This window comes from bacterium (assembly GCA_041648665.1).
Classification (GTDB): Bacteria; UBA10199; UBA10199; order 2-02-FULL-44-16; family JAAZCA01; genus JAFGMW01.
In genome coordinates this window covers 1-22,886 of record JBAZOP010000036.1, presented here as the reverse complement: position 1 = coordinate 22,886, position 22,886 = coordinate 1, and the positions used below count along the sequence as shown (strand labels likewise).

Sequence of the window (22,886 nt, the reverse complement as noted above, 5' to 3'; positions counted from 1 at the left end):
ATGCGAGTCCTTGCCGCCCTGATCGGGATCCTTCTCCTGGTGGGGGCGTGCAGCGCTGCGACGATGTGCGACTTCACCGCGAACGTCACCAGCGGCACCGCACCGCTCGCGGTTGGGTTCGACCCGACGAACACGACGCCCGTCACGTCGTGGAACTGGTCCTTCGGCGATGGCTCGTACTCGTCGGACGAAGACGCATCGCACCGCTACACGACGCCAGGATGGTACAGCGTGCAGCTCACGGTCGCGAACGCATCGGCGTCCGACATCGAACTGAAGAAGGCGTATATCCACGTCGCCGACATCGGGCGGGCACACGTCCCGCTCCTCGCCTACATCGCGACGCTCTTCATCGCCGCGGGGTTCGTCGTGTACGGGTTCTGGGATACGCAGAACCGGGTGTACCTCAATATCGTGGCGCTCGGCATCGCCGCGACGCTCTTCGCCGCCACGGGCATCATGACGGTCTACGGCTCCGTTGGCGTCTCGGAGACCGTCGTCGAATCGACCATCACCGACGGCGCGACGGTCTCGTATGTCTATGCGACCCACTGGACGGAGTTCGCGAGCCTGCCGGTCGGATGGGGGCTGATCGTCCTCGCCGTAGCCCTCGGCATCGTCTGCGCATTGCTCGTCGCCGAGATATGGTATGCTCCGCCGGAACCGTCGGAGGCGGACGAGGTGTGAACGACCTATGGCTTATCATCATCTACTATGCCGCCTTTCTGCTCGTGCTGATCGCCGTGCCGCTCGGCGGCGAAGGGCGTATATCGTGCCATGTGTGGAACCCGCTGCCCCATCTCGCCTACTGGCTCGCGATGGGGCCGATGGCGCTCTGGGAGGCGGGTGAATGAAGGCCATCGTCCCGCTCATCGCCATCAGCATCATCGTCGTGATCGGGCTCCTCTCGCTGCCGATAGTCTTCGGCGGCCTCGAGGCGGACTTCGCGCCGGGCGATGATGCCGGCGGCCCGACGACCGTCGTGCAGATGGCGCAGCCGGTGCTCGTGATCGCGCTCATCGGCATCGGCGTCGTGATCCTCGCGCTCGGCCTGAAGAGGCTGTCGCGAATCAGGGCATGAGTACAAAAGGAGAATGAAGGAGGAGGAATGAGGACAATAGTGCAAACATTTATGAACAAAGAGAGAAAAAGAACCTGTAACCGGGATGCGGGGGTGACTTCGAAACATGGCACGACGTGGTGGCGGCGGAGGCGGGAAGAGCACGAACCCGACCACGATGATCGTCGGGCTCGTCTTCGGGCTGATCGTGGTCATCGCAGGGTTCATCTTCGTCCCGTTCATCGCCGGAACGATGGAGTCGAGTATGCCGGCATTGGCGGTCGATTCGGACTGGAACCGGACGCACAACACCAACATGCCCGATGTCCCGCAGATGTGGGCAACGTGGGGTGGGCTGATCTCGCTCGCGATCATCGCCCTGATGCTCGCAATCGCTATCCTCTACATCCGCGGGATGCAGAAGGGCGGTTAATCCCCCAGTACCGCACGACGACCGACGAGGATCACCCCTCGTCCTCACCTCCTTCAATCCCTATTCTCTCGGGAGGTGAGGCATGAACGGTTCCGACACGCAACAGCCGGTCTACTACGACGCATTCGGTCGCCAGCTCGCTCCCGACGGCACGCCCGTCGTCGGCGACCCGCGGAAGATGTACGGCGACGATGGCGTCTACAACATGTACGTCCATCGGGCGATGCTCGCCGCGACGGAGTACCGAAAAGACCTCGTGGACCGCATCAACGCCGCCGGGCTCTTCATGGAGACGAAACGCACTCTCACGACGATCGTGATGGGGGCGTTCGACAAGACGAACGTGCTCGCGAAGCTGCCCGATATCGAAATCTCAAAAATGTACTTCGAGATCATCATGATCGAGGCGAAGCAGTCGTTTCCGCCCTGCGACCGCGATAACCCCGAGTTCGGGGCGATCTACTCGATGATCCTCGACCACTACGACAAATTCATCAGCCGCGCCGCGGACGGGTGGGAACGCGCTCTCCAGAACAAGATCGAGACGTGCAATTCCCAGAGCGTCAACTACTCGGTGCGCGACTCGGGGCAGGCACCGCAGCAGGACGGCCGCGGCCTGCGAATCTCTAACCCGTTGGCAAGGAGGTAAGGCATGGCATCATTCGGCCTCATCGGCATGGAATACCTGATCGGGAGCGCGATCATCAACGTGATCCTGATCCTGCTCGGCCTGTTCCGGGTCTCGAACGACTGGAGCTTCAACCCCGAGCGCAAACAGTTCATCGACGCGAGGAAGAACAGTTATCCGCTCCTCTCGGTGGAGGACGCGGGCACCGCCAGGGCCCGGTGGATCACCGGCTACAAAGACAAGGACGGATCGCCCATCTTCGAGGACGCGACGTTCGGCCTGAAGATCGACCCCTCGTTCATCTCCGGCGATGCCGAGCCGACACACTACCCGCTCGGGCTCGACGTATGGCACACCAGCGTCTCGCGGTCGCTGCCCATCTCCACGCGGGCCGCTATCGCCTACCAGACGATGGCGGCGCACCGGAACGACCGCCCATCGTTCGGCCGGCTCTCCTTCCTGCCGAACGTCGACCTCTGGAGCCATCTGCGGCAGAAGCGCGAAGACCTCGAACACAATGCCGAACTCATCGTCAAGGCGTACAAGCCGACGTTTTACGACCCGGAGGCACGGAGGGATTTCGAACTGCCGAAAGAGGTCATCGTCGATACGCTGAAGGACATGCAGGAGTACCTGATGAAACTCCCGCTCGACTCGGGCACGGAGATCGAGGTCGAAGAACCCGCCATCCCGCAGAAGCAGCAGCGCCGATCTATTATCGACGTGTTGCTCGGCAAACCCATCGCCCCGCCACTCGCGGAGCCTGGGAAGAAGAAGCGGACGGTCAAGGCGATCATGTTCACGTACTACAAGGCGTTCAAGGATCTGCCGTACTCGCATTGCTCCCAGGACACGGAGCGCATCAAGTACCTGATCGAAGCGATCAACTGGCGCAAATTGCAGGACCAGATCAAGATGTTCACCTATGTTATCGCGTTCTGCATGATCATCGGCGTGCTGATCCTCGCGTTCTACGTGCTCGCGAACATGGTGTTCAAGTGAGGCGACATGGCCGACGAATCGTGGTCGATCCAGCAGCACGAACACGCCCACATCCTCCAGACTATCGACGCTGTACTCAATGAAACGGCGAATCGAGCGGCGAGGACACGGGTGATTATCATGACGGGCCGCGGGAACGCCGAGGCGGAGTACGAGAAGTTCTACTACTCGTTCAACCTCCTCTACTTCTACACCTCGCACAACTACACGAACGGCAAGTGGAAAGACCTCGAGGACTGGTTGCAGCCCACGGGGTACAGCCGCGACCGCGTGCTGAAGGGGATCGACTTCTTCGTGCAGTTCAAGAACGACCTCTTCGACCGCGGCCTGCTCGCGACGAGGACGTGATAGGATGCTCGAAGACGAAGGAGTGACGGATCTCGGCGAGGCCGGCCTCAAGACCGGCATCGCCCCGAAGAGCGCGCCGGAGGCGTGGCTGTACAGTATGCTGAACGGGTTTAACCGCTTCGATATCCTGATGATGAACCTGAACGGCCCGACGGACCAGCGGCCCTACTGGTACGTGCGGAACCTCATCATCAAGATCCCCGAGGACGATATCCGCATCGACCTCCTGAAGAGGCTCGACACCGAGATCCGGAAGATCAACGCGCTCGACGTCAAGAACGAGGTCAAGGGCGAACTGAAGATCCTCGCGGCACAGAACGCCGCCGGGGAGGTCATCGCGTATGCAGACGAGTACATCGGCATCGCGAACACCATCATCATCGCGAAGGTGTGACGATGCAGATCGCCGAAGCACTCGCGCCCTACGATACCGCCTACTACGGTGGCGCCGGGAGGGGCGAGAAGGGTCTCCGCATCAAGGAGTTTTTCGATAAAAACCCCCGGTGTAACGAACCGAAAAGCCTCGCGGAAATCTTCGCAGAGCGGGTGACGAGCAAGCACAACAAAGACGTTCTCCTGCTCCTCGTCGGGGAGCGGGGCGGCGGAAAGTCCTACTCGCTCCTCTACCTCGCGAAACGGTGCTCCGAGGAGATCGCGAAGATCACCGGCGGGAAACCCGAAGACTACTTCACCTTCAACAATGTCGCCGTCATCCAGGACGAATCGCTCGAAGAGAAGATGGAGAACCTGAAAGCGCACAACATCTACATCCTCGACGACGCCGGCGTGGGGTGGGATAGTCGGGACTTCGCCTCGAGCACGAACAAGAAACTCAACCACATATTGCAGGTGTGCCGCACGGCGAACACCATCCTATTGATCTCCGTGCCCGACCCGTTCCTCATCGACAAAGTGCCGCGGACGATGGTGCGCTACTACGGCGAGATTGCGGAACAGTTGCACGCCTTCGGCATGACCCTGATCAAGGTCTTTCGGAACAAGCGGCTCTTCCGTGCAGGGAAGACGCTGCAAGTGCATATGCGGCAGGGGGGCAACAAGGTTGTGCGCCGCTGGATTTCCTATGCCCCATCGCCCGAGATGGCCGCGGAGTATGATGTCGTGCGGAAGAAAAACGCGGAGATGGTCGACAAGCAGATGCACAAAGAGCAACCGCAGAAGGGGTGTGCCGCCCCCGTCAAGGATGATGAGAACCTGCCGGCCTTCGATGACTACATCTACAAGATAGCACGGTTGCTCGACACCGAAGAGCGTATCACGCGGCAGCAGGCGGTGGCAACCATCAACAAAGAGCACGGCACGCGTATCACTCAGAGACAATTCGAGCATAGGGCTGGTGCACTTGGCATACCCATTAAAAAACACACACACAGGAATGTCTCTAATGTATCACAGATATCTATGGCAAAGTAAAGTAGCGAAAACTTAAGAGCACTTGAGCAAGTAAACTTGAGGTAACACAACCATGCCACTGTTAAAGCGAAGACCCGAAGACGGGGAGCAACTGGACTTCATGACGGCCTACAAGATGGGCGTCGTGGAGTTCATGAGCTACCTGGATGTTCACCGGAACGACGAGGGGCTGCACGGCTGGATCTGCCGGGTGGAATACCGGCTCTTTCTCCCTGCGGCCGCGATCATGTACAAGTATCTGCACCTCGAGGACCACCGCATCCCACGGGGCCCGCGGATGCTCGGGAGGGAGTAGCGCATAGCCTTATATACTCAGCCCGAGATATCATCCCTTATTCTTTATGCAGCGCGATACCGATAGTGACGGCGGGGCGTTCGACCTCTTCATGGTGGTCTGCTTCCTCATTTTTGCCGCGTTCGTCTTCGGTATCGTCGCGATGTTCTTCAACGGCATGGCCGCGGCCGCATCCCCCATGATCGCGCACGGGATGGTCTCGCAGCAGACCGCCGATACCTGGACGTTTATCCGGGGTATCGCGGCGGGGATGCTCGGCCTGACGATGCTCGGCACGCTCATCTGGGCCGTGGTCAGGGCGCGGGAGCGTCAGGAGTTGGGTGAATAGCGTGACCGACTTCTGGAGCTTCTTCGAGGGGTTCTGCATCATGGTGATCGGCATCGTGATCTCGGGGGTCCTCGCGCTCTACGGCGGGATGTTCCTCGACGGGTTCATCACCAACATGGCGATTGCCGGCATGGACGGCGGTGCGGGGACCGTGTGGGACACGACCGGCAACATCAACATCATGATCAATATCTTTTACTTCGCGTGCTGCATGCCGGCGATCTTCGGTATCGCGGTGTTCTTCCTCGTCGCCACGAAGCGGATGAAGCTCGATATGTTCAGCAGTTCGTCGACGTCCGAGTATGACAACTGGTGAGTTCTGCCGGACCTACTGGTGGTTTTTCGTCGGCGTGGCGATCTGCGCCCTCATGATCGCCGTGTCGGTCTCGGGGTGGCAGTACTACTCGATCGAGCACCCGATCTCCTGCAAGATATGGCGGGCCGATGCCGGGACGGCCGTGCATATCCAGTACCTCGGCGGCCGTGACTGGACGTTCGTCGAGTACGTCCGCATCGAGAAAAACGGCGAGACGGTGATCACGATCGACCGGCCGCGGGTCCGCGACCGCTGGTGGATCCCCGCGGTGAACCTGACGCCCGAAGGGGATTACATCGAAGTGATCGCCCGCGACGAGTCGGGGCCGGAGCGCACGATCGCCCGGTGGCGCGGGTAAAAAGAGTTAGCGGCCGATAAAGAGGATGACGCCGCCGGGATTCGTCGCGCTCTTGAAGGAGACGTTCATCGAGTACGTACCGGGGCCGAACGTCTCGCCGGTGATCAGGGCCGATCCATCCGCACCCGTCAGATTGAGCACGCCGTTCGTCGGTTCCCACGTTGCCGTGCTGGTGCCGGCGGTCGTGTAGTCTGCGCTCGTATCGGCCGAGAAGTCGTCGCTCCAGTTATGGTAGACATCGACAATTTCCCGCGTCTCGGGGAGCGTGTTGTTCGTTGCCGCGACGAACATCACGATCAGGCCGCCGATGATGGCGAACATCAGCACCCCGAAGATGACCATTCGGATATCAAAGGCTTGTTTCATCGCTCACCTCCTCCTCTTCATGTACGTGTTCAGCCCGAACGCGGCCCCGATTACGACGCAAGCGACCCCGAGGAAGAAGGCCCACGTCGCCAGCGTGGTGATGCCGGCGGTCACGTCCTCGACGCCCGACCCCTTCCATTGGACATCGGTGATGTCCCGCGTCGTCAGGATGGTCGAATAAATCTCGTTCGCCGTGATCCAGATGGTCGCCGTCGAACTGCCGCCCGTTTGCGCGAGGCCGGACCGGCCCTGCGAGTACGTGGTGTCGGTCGCCGAGATAAGCGCGCTGCCGTTCAGGTAGACGGTCATGACGCCGGCGGCCGTGCGGTCGAGGGTGACGTTGTACCAGATGTTCTGGCCGAGATCGGAGAGGATCGCGCTGCCGAGCACGGTGTCGGCGCCGCTTGATTCGCCGCGGTAGAGCGTGAGGTTGCCCTGCGGGTAGCCGGAGGATGCGTTGACCTCGAGCTTCGCGTAGTAGCCAGAGCCGGCCCCGATGAAGACGCTCTGGTTCGAGTACGAGGTGCCGGCGACGTTCGAGACGGTATGGTTCACCCAGTAGATGCCCGGCGACGCGAAAGTGTAATCGAACGCCGAGCAGCCGACCGCGGATCCACCGTCGCTCATGTTCCAGATGCAGGAGACGCCCGGATCTCCGAGGTTCTCGCCGGTGGCGACAAAGGACGCGGTGAGGCCAGTTGATGAATATGTGAAGTTGGCGACTGCCGATTCGTTGATAGAATAGGAGTCGATATGAACGATATCGTTAACGGCGGTATAGGCCGAGAACCCGGCATAACCGCTCGTGTAATTTGTATTGGTGATGTTCGTTAGCGGTGAGCCATCTTTATAGACCGAGATATTGCCAGCGCTCGTCCAGTTCACGAGGATTGTGTAATTCACATTGCGGATGAACGGCGTGTTGGCAGTGACGAGAACGGAGTATGTGCCATTCTGGACTAGGCCGATCCGAAGGCGGTTTGTCGATCCGTTCGTACAGGCGATGACGTATCGTGACCCCGACGAGGTGATCGGTGACGCGTACGGCTCCTCTCCCTGATTGCCGAAGATCAGATAGAAGTCCTGTGCGCCGGTGACCGATCCGTTTTGTTTGAGTGAGAATGTAACTGAGTAGAGACCATAGGAGAAAATCTCCGGTGATTTCACGATCCCGCGACCAGCGGCGCCGGCCGCAGTATAGTTCAGCACGTCGCCAGGATACGATAATACGGCGTAGGTTGCCGAATAATTATATTCGTCGCTGCTGTTTGTAGAGAACTGGTCGCTGTACGTGTCTGCCAATGCCGGAGCTACGAGGGCCGTGAGGGAGACTATCGCAATGACAAGGGCCATCGACAGTTTCGTCATGGAGAACACTCCACATTATCCTCGATTACTGCCGAAGGGGGGATCGCAACCGAGATATCGATATCATGCGTCAAAATCCTCTTGAAAACATTGCCCGTAATGATCAGGGTGTCGAAACTGTTGGGTTCGCCAATATTGGTAAAAATGCCATTTTCGGCATTGTCGATCAAATTGTTTTGCACGATAAACGTCCGGTTCGAGACGGTCCCCCTCGGGCCGATTGCCGTATCGGTATTCCAGACTTTGTTGTTCCTGATGATCGACGTTCTCGCTCCACTCAAAATACCGCCATAAATATAGACGCCGCCGATCGTGTTGCCGTCAACCGTCATCGATTCGGTGATCTGATGGGCGTCGATGGCGCTCGATGTACCAGCGATGAAACTACTGTCTGTAACGAGAATGTCCCGCGGTTGGCCGATGGGGCCGGTCCCTCCAGCGGTGACTCCGTGCCCGCAATTATCAAAATGGCTATCGGTGACGGTGATGTATGCGCAATCGTTTGACACCGAGACACCATACCCAAGATTGCTTACACCGCTGGTCATGTCCCGAAAGGTGCTTCCCGTCACGAGCATGTTATAACTCGATGTAAAGCATATGCCGTACCCCCCGACCCGTTCTGCCGTGATGCCCTCAAACGTGCCGTCTTTGCAGTAATCGCACGAAATAAGATAGATGGCGCGATCGGGATCGTCTCCGGCTACTGTTATGCCGTCGATATTCACGGTGATGGGGATGCGATGCTGCATCGTGGCGCCCTGTGCTGTCGTAAAGTTATGGAGGAGTCCATCATCAAGCGTGATCGTCGTGGTGGGATTGCTATACGAGACGCTCCGAACCATATGGATTTCGCCGGTCTTCCACGTAGCGTATGTCCCGCTACTCCCCGGTTGCCAGATCGTATTATCGGAGATCGTGATCAGATCACCGGCATCAATGATCGACGACAGATCCCCGGCGTAGGTCAACGTCCGATCTCCCTCTGCGACATCCGATGCAAGAGCATACAAACCGCCGTTCGACCCTGAACACGAGAACATGGCGTAATGGGCGACCGCGTAGTTCCATGTGAATCGTGGATTGCCGATGCCGATGATGTCGAGGGATTTATTGATAAGAATTCGGGATGTCGGAGTGTAATCACCGCCCCCGATGGCAAGGGTGGTGCCGGAACCCAGCGCATTTATTGCTGCATTGAAAACCGCTGCATCGTCTGTTCCCGCCGTCCCGTTCGCTATCGGCGTACCTTCCGAATCGATCGCCTCGATGGTCGAACCGTTGATCCTGACAAGGGCATCATACGCACCGATAGCGCCGCCGACGCCATTGCTCGGCGCCGTTGAGTTGTAATAGATCGTCGTCGGATAGTTGATCGTACAACTCTCCGCGAGCGCCGGCCCGATGATGCAGGCCGCGAGTACCATCAGAGCTGCGAACGCCCGGAAACGTGGTGCAGACATCCCGATCATGTCGATGCCTCGGCGCCAATGCGATCATATGCATCCCGGACGATCCCATAACCGAACCACGCCAGCAGCGCGACGATGCCGCCATAGGCCCACGGTTCCCACAGCGCCTCGCCGAAGATATTAGAGTCGAGGATCAGCTGGTGGTCGGGAGCAAGGGCCATCGACACGAGCATGACGAGCAGCAACACGGCAAGGGCCATCGTCGTCATGCAATAGGCGAGCGTCGCTCGAAACGAGAAATCAGATATAGTTCGGCGCCCGGTATTCCTCGGGAGTTCCCGCGCCGCACCGTGGAAAGTCTGGTGTGGGCTCCCACTTCTTCTTGCAATCAATTAACCACCTTCTCTGCGTCGATTTTCCTTCACGGTATTCCACCACGCTGTTACGTGGTTATTGGTTGTTTCAGATAATAAGCCTTATTATTAAGGGTGCAGACTATACTATGCTTGTGTCTTTTTTTCGTGGTGTCGGGGTTATGAAGGGGGTGCGGCACGGTGGGCGAGGGCGGTGGAAAAAGAGAGCTGGCACTCTGCGCGATGGTGTGTGGCAAAATAGCGGGCTGGGGGAGTTGAGGAGTTCCCTCTGCAAAAACCTCTACCTGTTACCAGGCGGGCCATACTGCAACTGTCCCGTTGCATTTGGTTGTTTTCTGCGAAGAGAGATAAAGGTTACGATCAAAGTAGCAGAAAGCCCACGACTTTAGTCGTGGGATGAATGCGTCTACCTACCACGAAAACCTTATATTGGTGGCACACTAATAATTATATAGATGCCAAAAGAACGGTGGACGCACTCGAATACCACGGTCTACAACGTCGGGTATCATATTATATGGTGTCCGAAATACCGGCGGAAAGTGCTTCAACCGCCCGTTTCTGACAGATTGGAAGTTCTTCTCAAAGAGAAGGCATCCGAGATCGGTGTCAGCGTCGAGACGCTGGAGATTATGCCGGATCATCTCCACTTATTTGTCAAGACGAAACCGACCGCCAGCCCACACTGGATCGTGCAACAGTTGAAAGGGTATACGTCGAGAATACTCCGTCAGGAGTTTGAACCCCTACGCACGCGATTGCCCTCGTTGTGGACTCGCAGCTACTATGTCGAGTCCTGCGGACACATCTCCGAGGAAGTCGTGAAGAAGTATATCGAGGATCAAAAGAGGAACTAATGTGTTGCTGACCTACAAACTCCGCCACGGCAGAGATTTCAGTACCGAACTGAAACAAGCGTTTGCCGTAGCAGAGTTTGCAGTCAGGAATCCGACGTGTAGAAGTTCCAAGGCTGTCAAGGAGATCGGTCTGAAATCTGCGATATCCAACCAGATCCTCAAGAAGTACGGGAGTCAGAAGACGATCAAGCGAGTACGGAATGTCAACCTTGTTGTACCGGGGCAATCCATCAAAGTCGATCCCGATGCCCGAACGATCCGCGTCGTGCCATTGGATCTAACCCTGCACTATCAGTTTCCCGCCTTCCAGAAGGTCAACCAGATCGAGATCGACCGGGAGTTCGCCTATATCTCATGCACCGTGCCGGAGCTACCGGAGATGATACCCCGACAGTTCATCGGGGTTGACCGGAACACGACCGGGCACGTTGCAGTCATTGCCAACCCGGAGACCGGGAAGGTCGAAAAACTTGGCAAATCGGCACTGCACGTCCACCGTAAGTATTCAGCAATCCGCAAGCGTCTTCAACGAGAAGGTTGCTTCAGGGAGCTGAAACGGGTGAAAGACCGCGAGAGTCGAATCGTGCGAGACCTGAACCACAAGATCAGCCGCAAGGTTGTCGATGTGGCGAAGAGTCTCCACGCAGCGCTCGTCTTCGAGGATCTGAACGGTATCCGCAAGACGAGGAAACAACACCGTTCGTTCAGATACGCCCTGCACAGTTGGTCGTTCTATCAACTGCAACAGTTTGTAGAATACAAAGCCAAGCTGCTCGGCGTTCCTGTCCTCTACGTTGATCCGGCGTATACCTCGCAGGATTGTTCTCGGTGTGGTGCGCGAGGTCAACGGCAGGGAAAGGAGTTCAAGTGCCCGGTCTGCGGGCACGTTGATCATGCTGATGTGAATGCGGCATTCAACATTGCACTCCGTCAGATGAGCATGATCGATTGTATCCAGAAAGAGATGGGTACAATGGGAGCACTGATACCCCACGACGCACTGCTGGAATGCCCGGCAACGTTAGAACCCCACAGGCTTTAGCCGTGGGAGTATGTCAGTCGGTATGGTTGATGCTATACCAGATCGCCGGCCTGCCGCCGGTTGACACACTCGCCGCGGCGATCTCTTCACTTTCGAGAAGCGCCTCGATTGCTTCATTGAGATCCCGCTTCGAGATATGCATCGCTCGCATCAGATCCATATGCTTGATCCGACCGTGTCGCTTCACGAGGTCCACGATCTTATCTTGGTTATTACCGACGCGGTTCTGCTCCACCAGCTTCATTACGGCGAGGCCGACCGGCTCGAAGTATTCATCAACGAGCCGGATCGCTTCTGCCATATAGGGCGTGTGAACGGTGACGATGCCGCCGGCCTTCGCTTCGTCGATGAAGCTCCTGCCGCCGATAGTGAAGAGCATACTAAACTTCAATGCCGTAGCCTGGAGCCGGCTGAACATCGCACTCTTCGATTCATCTGCGCTGTCGATGAGGTCCACCTCGCGCCGCTTGAGCCATGCCGTGAAGGCAGCGAGCGCATCCTCGGAGAGCTCGAACTCGATATAGTGAGGCTGGTTCTTGAAGAGATCCGCGAGATCCTGCACGCGGCGTGCGAGCGCCATCGACCGTGGCACGAGGTCTTTATTGATTTTTTGCGGTGGTTTCCATTCCTTCGGATAATCCGGGTGGAGATATGCGAACCGCAGGAGCCACCCAGACTGGATATCAATGATCTGCGTGGTTTCCTTGAACCGCTCCGGCGTGGTCCCGAGTACCATCGTGAGGTACGGCCCGTTGATATCGAAGGATGTTTTCTCGGATTTCTTCCCGGTCCGCAGCTTCCGGTGATAGTCCTTGCCGTCGAAGAGCAGGCAGAATAGATCGCGCATCTCGCCCATATACGGCTTTGACATCGCCGAGAGCATCGCCGCCGCTTCATCCTGGATAAGGTAGGCGTGCGGCTTCTCTGCCATCTCTTCGATGAACCCTTCCGGGCTGAACGCTTCCGGGAGCTTGATGCCGGGCATCACGCTGTCGATAATGGCCGATCCTGCATTGATCGCGGTGGTCTTCCGAGATACCGACGTGAGGCCGAGGCAGCATATCCAGACGTTCGGAAAGATATTGCCGTACTCGAACCGCATCACTGCCTGGCGGTCGCACACGATTGAAAGGAGCGCGAGCGCCATACCGAAGTGATACTCCGGGTAGGCATCCGAGCGCGAGGTCTGGATATCCATGTACTCGGTGATGAAGTGGCCCGGTGTTAAGCGCACCTCGAGTACCGGGTTATACTTCCGCACCACGTCGGGGAGGGCGTCGACGGTCGCGGTTGGTATCGCCGGTACGCCCGGCGGCGCGGTCGGTGTCCATTGCATCGAACTCGCCGCGATACTCCGCACTTCGTCTTCACCCATCGGCGGCACGCACCGCGCGAGGTTCTCGGCCATGAGCGCGGAGAAGATACTCTCTTCTGTCATACCACGCCGGCGCATCGTCCCTGCGAGGGAAACGAGCCACGAGTGCCGCGACCCGTCGATGATCTTCTCCGGCACTGGTGGTGCCGGTGCCTTCGATCCGGATCCATTCGAGCCGAGCAGCGCGAGAAACCACGACGGCGCGTCGAGGGGGAGCGCCTCGCGGAGCACGGCGTATTCGTTTCCTGATTTATGCAGACTCGGCGGCGCGACGATATACCCGCCTTCCGCCTTGATATCGAGGCCCGGCCCGAGTACTTCCGTGCCGCTCTTGATCTTCGCGCCGCGAGGATATGCAAAGTAGAAATGCAGCCCGCCGCCGCCCGTCTTGATAAGCAGCGTTTCGGGGAGCTTCTGGTACTTGAGCTCGAGCGCGTTCAAGCTGTCGAATCCGCCTTTATCTTTATCCACATCGAGCACGAGGAGCCCGGCCTTCTCGCCGGTGACGAGGCCGATATTCCACTGTTGCCCCGGTTTCCACCACTGGCGGATCTGGTCCTTGTCGGTCGTGGCGTCGTCCTTGCCGTGCAGAGTCCGCGGATGCTTCCCGGCATCGGGGCATGGTATCTTTCCGCAGGTGCAGATACCACCGGCACCCGGGCGGTGCAGCGGGAAGACCGGATACATACGGCTGGCGTACTCGAGAGCGGCGTCGAGCATCCGGGTATCTGGTGGCACAATTGTGCCGGCGCCTGGCACACCACTTTCGATTGTATCAGCGTGATACAATTGTTTTTCTGTGCCAACCACCGCCATGAGCGCCGCCGTTTGCGCTTCTGCCGCCTTTATCGCGGGAAGGTCGCCGCGACGGACCATCTGGCCCTTATACGAGGTCATGCCGTCTGGGTTGAGCTCGTGGTAATCGGCGGTCATACGTGCACCCCCGAGGGAACTTGATAGTAGATCCGCCCGAATTCGGAGAAGGTCCGATAAAACAACGGCACATTATGGCCGAGGTACATCAGCGCCGAGGGGAACGGCGCCGGGTCGCTCGATCCACCATTGCCACGCCCGAATTTTACGCGCCCCTCAATGGCGCACCAGCACACGGCGGCATCTGCGAGCTGGTTGAACCATCCGGTATCTGTCCGTGACGGCACAAGCGCGATCGCTTCGGGGACATTGCCTTCGTTGTACTCATAGACCAACTTCCCCACCCACCCGTTGATCCCGCGACCATACGGGGGATTCATATAGACCGTGCCCCGCCAATTCCGGTTAAAGGGGTGCGGCTCTGAATCCTTTGTGAAGGTCGTGAGCGCCGGCACGTTCGGGAATTCTTTAGAATTCGAGCAGGGATCGAGGTCGATCGTGCCGAGCACGTCTTGAACGGCAGAGATAATCCAGTCCGGCGTGAGCCATTCCGGCGATGCACTTGAGAAGAGAGCCGCGTTCATTGTTTCGCCCTCCGATCCTGCTGCCACGCCGTCTGATTTTTGCAGTCCTGCTTAAACTTCTCGAGCTCTTCGGGCGTCACTTCGCAGAAGTGCTTATCGCAGACGTCGGCCGTTATCCAGAGATAGTCTGTATGGCCGTTGCTGGTAAATTCCGCGACCATACCGGAGAACGGATATCGACGCGGATCCAGCATCGCGGTGACGTACTCATGGTCGCCGTTTGAACCTGTGCGGCGATACTTTCCGCGTATCATTTTGCGGTCGCACTCTTTACACTTCGGCCCCCATCCGTTGATCTCGTCCGCCGGCACGGTCCGGTAGTCCACTTCAAGAACCACGGCCGGCGCTTTTTGAGGCCGTGCATACCGTTCGTCGGTGGTGCGAAGAGTACCGGCGGTCATGGCCGCACCCCCTCGGCCTTCTGGACCTTCTCAAGAGCCGCGAGTGCGGCGTAGCCGTCGAAGCCGGCCTTCGTCATAACGTCGCCGAGGTCGTTCTGCATCTGAATGAGCACGTCGTCGAGCTTCGTCCCGATCAGCTCTGGCCGCACGGAGACACGAGCGAAGACGCCGAGCATCGGCCCGTTTCTGCCGACATAGAGCGTGATGCGCCCGAGCTCGTGCACGATGGGTACGCGCTCGGTCATGCCGGCACCTCCGCGAAAAGGCTTAAGAGGCCGCACGCCATAAGAACGGTTGTACGTCCGCGAGGCGTGCCATCCGTGCTGCCGGTCGAGGAGCCGGCGGCCGTCCCTTTTGCACTCACCCTGTGGCCTCCGGGAGGTCATCGTCGATCAGCTTGCACATGCCACGCTCTGCGAGGAGCTGGAGCGCTTCGGCATAGAAGAGCGGGAGGGACCGAAGACACGACTTTGGAAAGGTCTTTGGCTCGGTTTGCCCCATGCTTACATGCCTCCGCTTGCGGGGGTAGCGTTGCCCGGATTCTGATTGGCGTCGGAGGACGGGCACGCTTCTGGGAGCATAAAACCGCTTGCACGAAGATACCGGATGATCTCGGCTTCTTCGACGCGGACGAGCCGAGGCCCGATATTGCAGGTTTTCAACTTCTGCCCCTTAATTAGCCTTAAAAGGGTGCTTCTACTCACGCGGAGAAGGTTCGCCGTCTCGCCGAGTGTATAGAGTTTCATACTGATTCATTACGCGGCTTAGTATTTCACAGATAAAGAAAGTTTAATTATCTGTGAAGAGTAAGGGCTATACGTGGTTGGAATAGATTTCGATACCTTCGATGCAGCTATCACCGAGATTCTTCGCCATGAAGATCCGCGACTGACATTGGCGCTTCGCCCGTGGAGAAGGTACGTCTTCGAGAAAGGGCTGCAAGGAGTCGAAGTAGAGCGGTCGCTCGTTGAATACTGCAAGGACAACAATATCGTTTGTACAGACGGGAAATGGGTATGGAAACCCTACGTCTCCGGCGACCCCTTGGATTTCCATCGGTCGTTTTACATCCCCACGAACCAACCCCATTTTATAACGACGCTCTCGACAAAAGAGGAGAAAAAAGCACATAACGAGCATTTTAAGAAAGAAAAACGCTATAAAACAAAAATTTGTCAACTGTGCGGCGAGGAGTTCGTCGCGGTCCGAAGCACGGCGAAGTACTGCCCCGACCGAAAAGATAAACACTGCCGTAAATGGGCGCAATTGAATAAAAAACGAGAGAAAGAAAAAATTAATTCTTAGCCGCCATTTTTCGGGCGACACGCTCGGCGAGGTCGTCCATGAATTTTTCGCGGTCGCCGGGCGGGAGCTTGGCAATATTGACGTTAACGAAGGACTCCGCATCGGATCGTGTCGCCCTCGCTTCTTCCGTGAGCGGCCCGCGACAATTGATGCACCACTTCGCAGCCGCCGGATTCTTCGTCGCACAGTGGGGGCAGATCCGATCCGTGACGGGGGCCGCGACCTTCTCCGGCATCTTCTCCTTGTCGGTGAGCATCCCCGCTTTGCCGAGGGCGACCTTATCGATATACCCCGGCCCGGGCTTGGCATAGACTCGCATCATCTGGGTGGAGAGATTGCCCCAACACTTTTGAGCGATGTATGCCTGGTCGAAACCGTCTTCCACATCGTGCGTGATCTTCGATGGGCGGAAGATACCGGCTTTTACTTTCTTGTTTCCTACCCGGTCGGCGATCTTGTGAACGATGGTCCATATGCCAGGGTGCGAGAGCTGGTGATAGGGCCGCTGCATCGAGACAAAAACGAACCCATCGGGCTTGATATCGGTCGGGTAGTCATTCTTCCACTGGGTGATATACGTTGACGCGAAGGTATAGCGGATCCACCGCTCCCGCCCGGTCTTTACCTTCGTCCGCATCCCGTACCCGTGCTCGTCGCTGATGAGGTCGCGCCACTTGAGCCGCCGCAGCTCGGCCGGCCGGTGCGCCCCGTCGTACATCATGCTGAGCATGGCACGGTCGCGGGAGTTTCTCGCTCCGTCGATAACCTTCAATGCTTCGTCCTTGGTAAGCAGGTCCTCGGCCCGCTTCGCATCCCACGCCATGCCCGGCGTCTTCACGGATCGGATCGTCTTCTCGTCGATCGTGATGCACTTCTGATCGGAGAGGTAGAGGAGTGCTGCCTTGAAGGTCGAGATCAGATCCCGTTGATAGTTGATGCGGAAGATCGGGCGGTCGTCTTCGACCTTGCGGATATCGGCGAACACTGCGAGAGCGGTGTCGGTCGTGACGGTATCAAAAGTCGTCCCGTACTGGTGCAGCATCTTCACCGCCTGCACGAGAGCTCGAGTTTTATTCTCTTCGGATTTCCCCGCGAGTCCCTTGGTGGCGCGCTTCATATTGAAAAACAGAGATATAAGCGCCGATTCTTTTTCTGTCAATTCTCCGCTGGCTATTTTATTCTTGAGCAGTACTCTCGCATCTACCATGATCTATCCTTATCGCTATGACTATAAGAAAGTATTGTATTTACTTGAGTATATACAATCACTCATGGTTTACACCGTTTTATAAATACAATCCTGTTGTTCATAACTGTATCGCTAAAAATTCCTTCAAAAGAAGACCGCACTAACCTTTTTATTTTCAAAGTATGTATTCATTACCATGCCCCGTTTGAAAGCTCGAGAGTGCAACCACGCGAGCGGCCCCGTGCGGATGGTCAGGATCTACCGGCGCGAGGGCGGAGCACATGGCCGGTTCGTCGCGGTCGGTTGGCAATGCCCGGACTGTGGACAGACGCAGAAGTGAGTATATAAACGATTCAATTAAAAGCGTTTTAAGCCCCTCAAAATATCGCGGACGAGTAAAGTATCGACTCGATAGAAAAAAGTGGCTTAAAAGTGCATGGCGCGCGTGGTGGACAGATGCCACATGGCCGCCATGTCTACTTCTCTTCCTTGTGGTGCTGCTCCCAGAAATCGATCAGCCGGTTGATCACGTCTTCGTATGAGTCGCCCATGCGGCCGACGGTCTTGATGCGGTCCCTGGTCGCCATGCTCATCTGTACGCTCGTGCGTGGCATCTCTGCTCCTGCATTGATACTCTCAGCTGTCATGCGTAATACTATAACCGTATGGCATATCATGGTTGCCATGTCAAAACATAAAGCGTATATAATCAATGGTAAAAGGTACTCTCATGCAGCACATGGCTGAGAAGCTGGATCCCGCGGTCGAGGCGGATGCGCTGGTCGATTTTATGCTCCATACTGAAAAAGGACAGTCGTATCTTCGGCGCGCCTTCCGCGAGCAATTCGACGCACTGATGAAAAACGAGCCGGTGATCGAGGCCCGCATCCGTGAATGGGCACGGGCACACCCGGCCGCAACCTAATCTCTTCTCTTTTTACGCACGGGCGCGACTCGATGCCGAATACTGTAACCGCTTAATCGCTCGTTTCTTCACGCCGCACACGATCCCGGCATCATCGGGGTGTTCGCAGACAATCATCTCCATACCCCATCGCGGGAGGAGTTTGCACGTACTCGCACGGCGTCCGCGCCCGCTCGTGGTCCTCGGCCGGAGCCGTGCGTGTTCGCAGATGCGCCGTCTGTATGGCGCTCGTGAATCTGCCGGGTCGGCCCGTTCGGGGATCATGCAGGGCGGGATCCGGAGCTCGGGCACGGGTGCCGGCCGCTCTGGAGGTATGTTCACTTCGACCGATCGAGCCGGTCCCGCCGGCGCTGCGTCCGGCATCGCGCTCGCCACCTGGATCGGGCTGAGCTTCGAGAGGTCGGCCACGCGGATCGTGAACCCCTTAAGAGCGCCCTCGAGCTCCACCGCCGCCCGCTGTTGCTCGCGGAAGGTTGCCAGGCTCAGCTGCGCCTTCCCGACGATCGAGCCGGCATCCTCGGCGGATCCACCGGCCGTCACGAACGCCGCCGGAAATTCTTTGCTCATGAGCTTCGACGGGAAGAGCCCCGCCTTATTCAATTCGTAATCAACGGCCTTCTGCGCGGCGAACTGGTCCCGCGCCAGATCGACGTTGATCCGTGCTTGCTCCACGACATTGTGCAGCGCGGTCCGGTCGTCGGCGGTCAGACGGTCGCCGCCGATCCGCACGATCCGGTCCTGCGATGCCTGGAGCGCCACGTCGAGGTTGCCATGCTCCCGGTACGCCCCCTCGAAGTCTCCGCGAGATACCGCCCGATTGATCGAGTTGATATTTTCGCTTTCGAGCCCGATGGCGTTCGCGATGCTGATGCGCTTGAACTCATCGACATCGGATCGGAACGCTTCATAAGATTCGCGCCCGAAGGCTCCCGCGACGCCGCCCTGCCGGATCCGTTCGTTCTCACCCGCTAAGTACGCCTCGCTCGATCTCCACCCTTCGGCGTTCCCGCCGAGGCTCTGCCACATGGCATGACCGCCGATCCGTGCATCATCGTTCGCCTGGTTGATCGGTTCGGTCGAAAGGTAGTCCTCGAGCTCGCCCTCTTCTTCTTCGGCTTCGGTATCGAGGAGCAGCGGCCGGTCTTCAGCCCCTCGCCGCGGGATCATCCGCATCCGTCTTCGGAGCGCCTCGACCCGTGGCGGCGGCCGTGCTTCTGAGCTTACGCCGATGCGCTCTCCGACGGTCTGCCGCTCCTGCTGGCGTGCATACAGTCCTTCGGCGGCGGCGATGCGGTCGTCGGTGCCGCTGCCGTAATCGAGCGGGACGCCCCGCGACGGTTTGCGCGTCGGGATCAGGGTCATGCCTTGCCGCCCCCGGTCACGAGCATGACCACGAGGAGTATAACGACCCCCGTTATACCGTCCCGCGCGGCTTCGCGCCAGTCTTTAACCGTCCCGAGCTCGAGAGTGCCGATCTTCATAGTCAGTCCGGCCCCCGGCCGGTTATTCGGCGGATATATCCCGATACGCGAGTTCTCCGCCGCGTATTTACATTTTTTCGCAGGTATGAGCGGACTTCCACGGTTTTACTCCCCATTGAGCAGAGAATACTCTACATAAGTATAAAATAGTACCGCTTGCTGTGACAGATGGGTTAGTCACCCGGACTTCTTGAGCTGGAGTATGTTGCTGGCGACGAGGGCCTGGATATATTGCCGGAACATTCTCGTTCCCTCAAAAATATACGCGGTCGCGCCGCTCTCGACGCTCGATATGGGTTTTTGGATCCACGCCTCGATCGAGACGATGAGAGTGTCGTTTTTTGCGACCTCGGAGTCGAACTGCGATACGATCACCACGCTTTCAAAGGCTTCTCGGAAATCCTCGAAGAGCATCGTGATATTGCCCCGCGGATCGCGGATCAGGCGCTCTAGCTGGACGCAGAGCTGCGCTGCGCGCATCGCTTTTTCGTAGATATCGGCCGAAAAATCGTGCTGCATCCGATCCGGGATGGCCGGGTCAAAGATACCTGGTGTGCTCATAGTTCCTCCATTTTTGTCATGATCCGCTGTACGGTTTCCCGGTAGAGCGGGATTTTTTTGCTAATCTGGTATGCCGTGAGCCCCTCGGCCTTGAACGCGGCGATCTGGTCGCCGTACTGGTCGATGTGCTCTTGCATTGCCTGTTCTTTCTTCGATACCTTCGGCTTCTCCTGCCGTTTCCCACCGGCGGCGATGATCTTGCCGGTCTGCTCGTTTCTCGTTTTTTCGTACTCCGCGATGAGGTCGGCGGGCGGGAGCCGGGCGATAAACCGCACGATCTTGCGGCGGCCGTACTGTAAATACGGGAACAGGGTTTTTCCCTGCTGAAACATCGTGCGGTGACTGTGGACCTTGATCAGCGTGATGCCCTTGTTGTGGAGCGATTCCGCGACGCTGGCGTTATAGGTCGAAAAAGACCGGACGACCTTATCGACGGTGAATTTTTCCGGGAGCGAGATTAAGAGCACGTTGTTCTGTGGCCTCATGATCGTCAGAATCTTGTTTAAGGCGAAATTCTCATCGGTCATGAATTTTCGGCTCGACCACGCGCCGCCGGCCCCGACGTCGTCCGCGATCAGTACCTGATGCTTGCCGATCGTGCCCATCAGCTCGTTTACCCGGTCCTCGTCGATGACCGCGACGTTCCGCCCTATATCGAAGTGCTCCCGCCAGCGGTCCGGCGTGCCGTGCAGGATCGTGCTGATCTCCTGTGCCGTCCGCCATGCGAGATAGAGGAGCGCCATGCTTTTTCCGCCGCCCCGCGGTCCTTCGAGGAGCAGCACGGCGTCTTTGTTGAACTGGCTGGTCACGCGGCCGGCGAGCATCCGGCTGAGGGGCGGTACGTCGTGCTCGACGAACGGCCGCCCGCCGCGGCCGAGGTATCGCGTGTCGGCGATGAGGTCGGCGAACATCCTCACATCTCCGCGATTGTCATTTTACGGGAGACGCCGACGTGCTCGTCGAGGAACGCGACGCACTCACCTTCGATGATTTGCAGGATCTTGAACCGCTCCTGCGCTCGCTCGTCGGGCGGCTTCGCCTGGTCGATCTTCGCGATCATCTCGTCGAGCTTGGCGAAGAGCCTGTACCGGATCTCGTCGTCGGTGATTCTCACGATGAGTTGCCGCGTTAAAAGCACGGGCCGGAAATCGGTGATGCTGTTCATGGACGAGATGGCCCCGTCGACCGCGGCGATGGCAGCGACGAACGACGCCACATACAGGTCGTTCCCGCTCCGCATCGGGATTTCGAGCGCCGTCCTATCCCCTTGTGTTAGTTCTTTTGTACTCATGGGTAAATTCTCCGTATAATGTGGACAGTTGTATAATATTGTGTGTGCGTATATGAAACTATGTTTTCCCCAATGAGATACCTTAAAGAGAAAAGGAATCGGCCCGGCACTTACCGCTCATATCACACATACATCACACACTTTACTTTCATCACTTAGTTCACATTTTCTCGATTCATTGTACACGTATGTGAGCTAAGTGTAGTTGGTGACGATTGAGATGTATGGTGATGAAAGGTATGGAGTTGGAATGTCATCGCTCGGAGGACATTCCATTACCAATATCGCGAAAGTGCTGATAGAGAATAGCGGGGTCAACATCTCTGAAAAGGACGCCGTAAAGCTTCTCGAAACCCTTCAGAATATAGGTGGCGACAGCCTTCAGACAATCATCGACAAGATCCCAAAGAGTACACGCCGCGGGATTCCCGAAAAAACGCCCAGGGAATTGGAGGTCATTCTGAGAAAAGACCTCGACAAAAAAATGAAACGAGTGGATATGTGCAGGGGTGCCCCGTACGGCACGACTGCAACCGAGCTGCACGCACATAATCGGTATCGGGGTCTCAACCGATTAAGTGTGGATGAGTTAGAAGACTCATTATCGTGGCTAAACTCAAAATATGGGCATTACCTCGTCTATGACTCCGAAGGGGGTGTTCCACCATGCGTACGCGAACCGTAAACATGGATGCGGAAATAGGGGATCCGTCTGCATTCGAGGGGACCGGGCCGTGGGCAACATTTCTTCGCGGCAGTCTTATCCGGCAACTTCGCGAAGATGGGCAAGACCGCACGAAATTTGAGAGGGATATCCGGCGGTTCGGTCAGTATCGGGGGTGGGAACGTCTCCAGAAGAGGGGCGGCGAATACTTCTCGTCGTTCTTGGAGTTCGTGACGCACCCGGAGCCAGAGGGGTTGGGCAAAGACCTCGCGTACATCGTCGGGGTCGGGAAACTATCAACACAAGAGCTCGCGGAGTTCCTGAAGGATAAGCCCCTTGCAGATCACCGGAGACCCACTGTTGAGGAATCCAATAAAGGTGATATAATCACCTTTAAGAAAGGGACTACGTGTAAGACCTACCTCATCCGCCGGCTCTGGCGCGATCGCCCGGACATCGCCGAGAAGTTGGCAAAGGGCGAGTACACATCTGCTCGACAGGCCGCCATCGCCGCCGGCATTATAAAAATCCCATCTGCTCTCGAAGTCGCGGTTAAAGCGCTTCGCAAGTTGCCAGAGGTAGAGCGGACAACCGCATTACCGCTGCGAATGTCGCAAGA

At 57.6% G+C, this 22,886-nt stretch carries 36 protein-coding genes; 19 read left to right on the top strand and 17 right to left on the bottom strand.

The window, feature by feature from the left end; all coding sequences use genetic code 11:
* The 13 genes from WC683_11865 to WC683_11805 all read left to right on the top strand — a co-directional run bounded on the left by WC683_11865 (nucleotide 1) and on the right by WC683_11805 (nucleotide 6,199).
* Nucleotides 1-687, top strand: a complete 687-nt coding sequence (locus WC683_11865) for a PKD domain-containing protein (GenBank protein ID MFA4973303.1) — start codon at nucleotides 1-3, stop codon at nucleotides 685-687.
* Nucleotides 684-854 (top strand): hypothetical protein, encoded by a 171-nt coding sequence (locus tag WC683_11860; GenBank protein ID MFA4973302.1) that lies wholly within the window; start codon nucleotides 684-686, stop codon nucleotides 852-854. The genes WC683_11865 and WC683_11860 overlap by 4 nt, the downstream gene beginning before the upstream one ends.
* On the top strand, nucleotides 851-1,081 hold the full coding sequence (locus WC683_11855) for a hypothetical protein (protein ID MFA4973301.1): 231 nt from the start codon (nucleotides 851-853) through the stop codon (nucleotides 1,079-1,081). The genes WC683_11860 and WC683_11855 overlap by 4 nt, the downstream gene beginning before the upstream one ends.
* A 106-nt stretch (nucleotides 1,082-1,187) precedes the next feature.
* Nucleotides 1,188-1,493 (top strand): hypothetical protein, encoded by a 306-nt coding sequence (locus WC683_11850; protein ID MFA4973300.1) that lies wholly within the window; start codon nucleotides 1,188-1,190, stop codon nucleotides 1,491-1,493.
* Between the two features lie 82 nt (nucleotides 1,494-1,575).
* On the top strand, nucleotides 1,576-2,142 hold the full coding sequence (locus WC683_11845) for a hypothetical protein (protein ID MFA4973299.1): 567 nt from the start codon (nucleotides 1,576-1,578) through the stop codon (nucleotides 2,140-2,142).
* Between the two features lie 3 nt (nucleotides 2,143-2,145).
* A complete protein-coding gene (locus WC683_11840) occupies nucleotides 2,146-3,123 on the top strand; it encodes a hypothetical protein (GenBank protein MFA4973298.1) in 978 nt (325 codons plus the stop codon).
* Between the two features lie 6 nt (nucleotides 3,124-3,129).
* Nucleotides 3,130-3,471 carry a hypothetical protein gene (locus WC683_11835; protein MFA4973297.1) on the top strand — a complete coding sequence of 114 codons (342 nt, stop codon included), beginning with the start codon at nucleotides 3,130-3,132 and terminating at the stop codon, nucleotides 3,469-3,471.
* A gap of 4 nt (nucleotides 3,472-3,475) precedes the next feature.
* Nucleotides 3,476-3,865, top strand: a complete 390-nt coding sequence (locus WC683_11830) for a hypothetical protein (GenBank protein ID MFA4973296.1) — start codon at nucleotides 3,476-3,478, stop codon at nucleotides 3,863-3,865.
* Nucleotides 3,862-4,902, top strand: a complete 1,041-nt coding sequence (locus tag WC683_11825) for a hypothetical protein (protein MFA4973295.1) — start codon at nucleotides 3,862-3,864, stop codon at nucleotides 4,900-4,902. The genes WC683_11830 and WC683_11825 overlap by 4 nt, the downstream gene beginning before the upstream one ends.
* A gap of 52 nt (nucleotides 4,903-4,954) precedes the next feature.
* Nucleotides 4,955-5,197 carry a hypothetical protein gene (locus tag WC683_11820; protein ID MFA4973294.1) on the top strand — a complete coding sequence of 81 codons (243 nt, stop codon included), beginning with the start codon at nucleotides 4,955-4,957 and terminating at the stop codon, nucleotides 5,195-5,197.
* A gap of 46 nt (nucleotides 5,198-5,243) precedes the next feature.
* Nucleotides 5,244-5,525: a hypothetical protein gene (locus WC683_11815; protein ID MFA4973293.1), complete on the top strand. Its 282-nt coding sequence runs from the start codon at nucleotides 5,244-5,246 to the stop codon at nucleotides 5,523-5,525.
* Nucleotide 5,526: 1 nt separating this feature from the next.
* Complete coding sequence (locus WC683_11810; GenBank protein ID MFA4973292.1) at nucleotides 5,527-5,841, top strand: hypothetical protein; 315 nt, start codon at nucleotides 5,527-5,529, stop codon at nucleotides 5,839-5,841.
* Nucleotides 5,828-6,199: a hypothetical protein gene (locus WC683_11805; GenBank protein ID MFA4973291.1), complete on the top strand. Its 372-nt coding sequence runs from the start codon at nucleotides 5,828-5,830 to the stop codon at nucleotides 6,197-6,199. Before WC683_11810 ends, WC683_11805 begins: the two co-directional genes overlap by 14 nt.
* Before the next feature lie 6 nt (nucleotides 6,200-6,205).
* Here WC683_11805 and WC683_11800 read toward each other — a convergent pair whose 3' ends face one another.
* The 4 genes from WC683_11800 to WC683_11785 are packed head-to-tail and all read right to left on the bottom strand — an operon-like array spanning nucleotide 6,206 to nucleotide 9,614.
* Entirely contained in the window at nucleotides 6,206-6,565 is a 360-nt protein-coding gene (locus tag WC683_11800) for a hypothetical protein (protein ID MFA4973290.1), read from the bottom strand.
* 3 nt (nucleotides 6,566-6,568) lie between these two features.
* Nucleotides 6,569-7,933, bottom strand: a complete 1,365-nt coding sequence (locus WC683_11795; protein ID MFA4973289.1) for a PKD domain-containing protein — start codon at nucleotides 7,931-7,933, stop codon at nucleotides 6,569-6,571.
* Nucleotides 7,930-9,405, bottom strand: coding sequence for a right-handed parallel beta-helix repeat-containing protein (locus WC683_11790; GenBank protein MFA4973288.1), 1,476 nt, complete (start codon nucleotides 9,403-9,405; stop codon nucleotides 7,930-7,932). The genes WC683_11795 and WC683_11790 overlap by 4 nt, the downstream gene beginning before the upstream one ends.
* Nucleotides 9,402-9,614, bottom strand: coding sequence for a hypothetical protein (locus tag WC683_11785; protein MFA4973287.1), 213 nt, complete (start codon nucleotides 9,612-9,614; stop codon nucleotides 9,402-9,404). The genes WC683_11790 and WC683_11785 overlap by 4 nt, the downstream gene beginning before the upstream one ends.
* Nucleotides 9,615-10,174: 560 nt before the next feature.
* Here WC683_11785 and tnpA point away from each other — a divergent pair.
* Nucleotides 10,175-10,576 (top strand): IS200/IS605 family transposase, encoded by a 402-nt coding sequence (tnpA, locus tag WC683_11780; protein ID MFA4973286.1) that lies wholly within the window; start codon nucleotides 10,175-10,177, stop codon nucleotides 10,574-10,576.
* A gap of 1 nt (nucleotide 10,577) precedes the next feature.
* Nucleotides 10,578-11,618 (top strand): transposase, encoded by a 1,041-nt coding sequence (locus WC683_11775; GenBank protein ID MFA4973285.1) that lies wholly within the window; start codon nucleotides 10,578-10,580, stop codon nucleotides 11,616-11,618.
* A 13-nt stretch (nucleotides 11,619-11,631) separates the two neighbouring features.
* Here WC683_11775 and WC683_11770 read toward each other — a convergent pair whose 3' ends face one another.
* From WC683_11770 to WC683_11745, 6 genes are all read right to left on the bottom strand, one after another.
* A complete protein-coding gene (locus WC683_11770; GenBank protein MFA4973284.1) occupies nucleotides 11,632-13,926 on the bottom strand; it encodes a bifunctional DNA primase/polymerase in 2,295 nt (764 codons plus the stop codon).
* A complete protein-coding gene (locus WC683_11765) occupies nucleotides 13,923-14,450 on the bottom strand; it encodes a DNA N-6-adenine-methyltransferase (protein ID MFA4973283.1) in 528 nt (175 codons plus the stop codon). The genes WC683_11770 and WC683_11765 overlap by 4 nt, the downstream gene beginning before the upstream one ends.
* Complete coding sequence (locus WC683_11760) at nucleotides 14,447-14,851, bottom strand: hypothetical protein (protein ID MFA4973282.1); 405 nt, start codon at nucleotides 14,849-14,851, stop codon at nucleotides 14,447-14,449. Before WC683_11760 ends, WC683_11765 begins: the two co-directional genes overlap by 4 nt.
* The gene (locus tag WC683_11755) at nucleotides 14,848-15,096 is read right to left on the bottom strand and encodes a hypothetical protein (GenBank protein MFA4973281.1); all 249 of its coding nucleotides are present in this window, start codon (nucleotides 15,094-15,096) and stop codon (nucleotides 14,848-14,850) included. The genes WC683_11760 and WC683_11755 overlap by 4 nt, the downstream gene beginning before the upstream one ends.
* 115 nt (nucleotides 15,097-15,211) lie before the next feature.
* On the bottom strand, nucleotides 15,212-15,352 hold the full coding sequence (locus WC683_11750) for a hypothetical protein (GenBank protein ID MFA4973280.1): 141 nt from the start codon (nucleotides 15,350-15,352) through the stop codon (nucleotides 15,212-15,214).
* Between the two features lie 2 nt (nucleotides 15,353-15,354).
* The gene (locus WC683_11745) at nucleotides 15,355-15,597 is read right to left on the bottom strand and encodes a helix-turn-helix domain-containing protein (protein MFA4973279.1); all 243 of its coding nucleotides are present in this window, start codon (nucleotides 15,595-15,597) and stop codon (nucleotides 15,355-15,357) included.
* Nucleotides 15,598-15,670: 73 nt separating this feature from the next.
* On the opposite strand from WC683_11745, the gene WC683_11740 reads away from it, so the two are divergent.
* Entirely contained in the window at nucleotides 15,671-16,156 is a 486-nt protein-coding gene (locus WC683_11740; GenBank protein MFA4973278.1) for a hypothetical protein, read from the top strand.
* Here WC683_11740 and WC683_11735 read toward each other — a convergent pair.
* Together WC683_11735 and WC683_11730 are read right to left on the bottom strand one after the other, a co-directional pair.
* Complete coding sequence (locus WC683_11735) at nucleotides 16,146-17,363, bottom strand: tyrosine-type recombinase/integrase (GenBank protein MFA4973277.1); 1,218 nt, start codon at nucleotides 17,361-17,363, stop codon at nucleotides 16,146-16,148. The two genes, WC683_11740 and WC683_11735, sit on opposite strands and share 11 nt — an antisense overlap.
* A 458-nt stretch (nucleotides 17,364-17,821) precedes the next feature.
* Nucleotides 17,822-17,959 (bottom strand): hypothetical protein, encoded by a 138-nt coding sequence (locus tag WC683_11730; GenBank protein ID MFA4973276.1) that lies wholly within the window; start codon nucleotides 17,957-17,959, stop codon nucleotides 17,822-17,824.
* A gap of 125 nt (nucleotides 17,960-18,084) precedes the next feature.
* Here WC683_11730 and WC683_11725 point away from each other — a divergent pair, with 125 nt between their 5' ends.
* Nucleotides 18,085-18,270, top strand: coding sequence for a hypothetical protein (locus tag WC683_11725; protein ID MFA4973275.1), 186 nt, complete (start codon nucleotides 18,085-18,087; stop codon nucleotides 18,268-18,270).
* A gap of 12 nt (nucleotides 18,271-18,282) precedes the next feature.
* Here the strand turns inward: WC683_11725 and WC683_11720 are convergent, their stop codons facing one another.
* The 5 genes from WC683_11720 to WC683_11700 all read right to left on the bottom strand — a co-directional run bounded on the left by WC683_11720 (nucleotide 18,283) and on the right by WC683_11700 (nucleotide 21,603).
* On the bottom strand, nucleotides 18,283-19,632 hold the full coding sequence (locus tag WC683_11720; GenBank protein MFA4973274.1) for a hypothetical protein: 1,350 nt from the start codon (nucleotides 19,630-19,632) through the stop codon (nucleotides 18,283-18,285).
* Nucleotides 19,629-19,751, bottom strand: coding sequence for a hypothetical protein (locus WC683_11715; protein MFA4973273.1), 123 nt, complete (start codon nucleotides 19,749-19,751; stop codon nucleotides 19,629-19,631). Before WC683_11715 ends, WC683_11720 begins: the two co-directional genes overlap by 4 nt.
* Before the next feature lie 177 nt (nucleotides 19,752-19,928).
* Nucleotides 19,929-20,312, bottom strand: a complete 384-nt coding sequence (locus WC683_11710) for a hypothetical protein (protein MFA4973272.1) — start codon at nucleotides 20,310-20,312, stop codon at nucleotides 19,929-19,931.
* Complete coding sequence (locus WC683_11705; GenBank protein MFA4973271.1) at nucleotides 20,309-21,223, bottom strand: hypothetical protein; 915 nt, start codon at nucleotides 21,221-21,223, stop codon at nucleotides 20,309-20,311. The genes WC683_11710 and WC683_11705 overlap by 4 nt, the downstream gene beginning before the upstream one ends.
* 2 nt (nucleotides 21,224-21,225) lie before the next feature.
* The gene (locus WC683_11700; GenBank protein ID MFA4973270.1) at nucleotides 21,226-21,603 is read right to left on the bottom strand and encodes a hypothetical protein; all 378 of its coding nucleotides are present in this window, start codon (nucleotides 21,601-21,603) and stop codon (nucleotides 21,226-21,228) included.
* 208 nt (nucleotides 21,604-21,811) lie between these two features.
* Here WC683_11700 and WC683_11695 point away from each other — a divergent pair, with 208 nt between their 5' ends.
* Both WC683_11695 and WC683_11690 read left to right on the top strand, forming a co-directional pair.
* The gene (locus WC683_11695; GenBank protein ID MFA4973269.1) at nucleotides 21,812-22,288 is read left to right on the top strand and encodes a hypothetical protein; all 477 of its coding nucleotides are present in this window, start codon (nucleotides 21,812-21,814) and stop codon (nucleotides 22,286-22,288) included.
* The coding region (locus tag WC683_11690; GenBank protein ID MFA4973268.1) for a hypothetical protein at nucleotides 22,270-22,886 on the top strand (617 nt) is incomplete at its 3' end. The genes WC683_11695 and WC683_11690, both read left to right, overlap by 19 nt.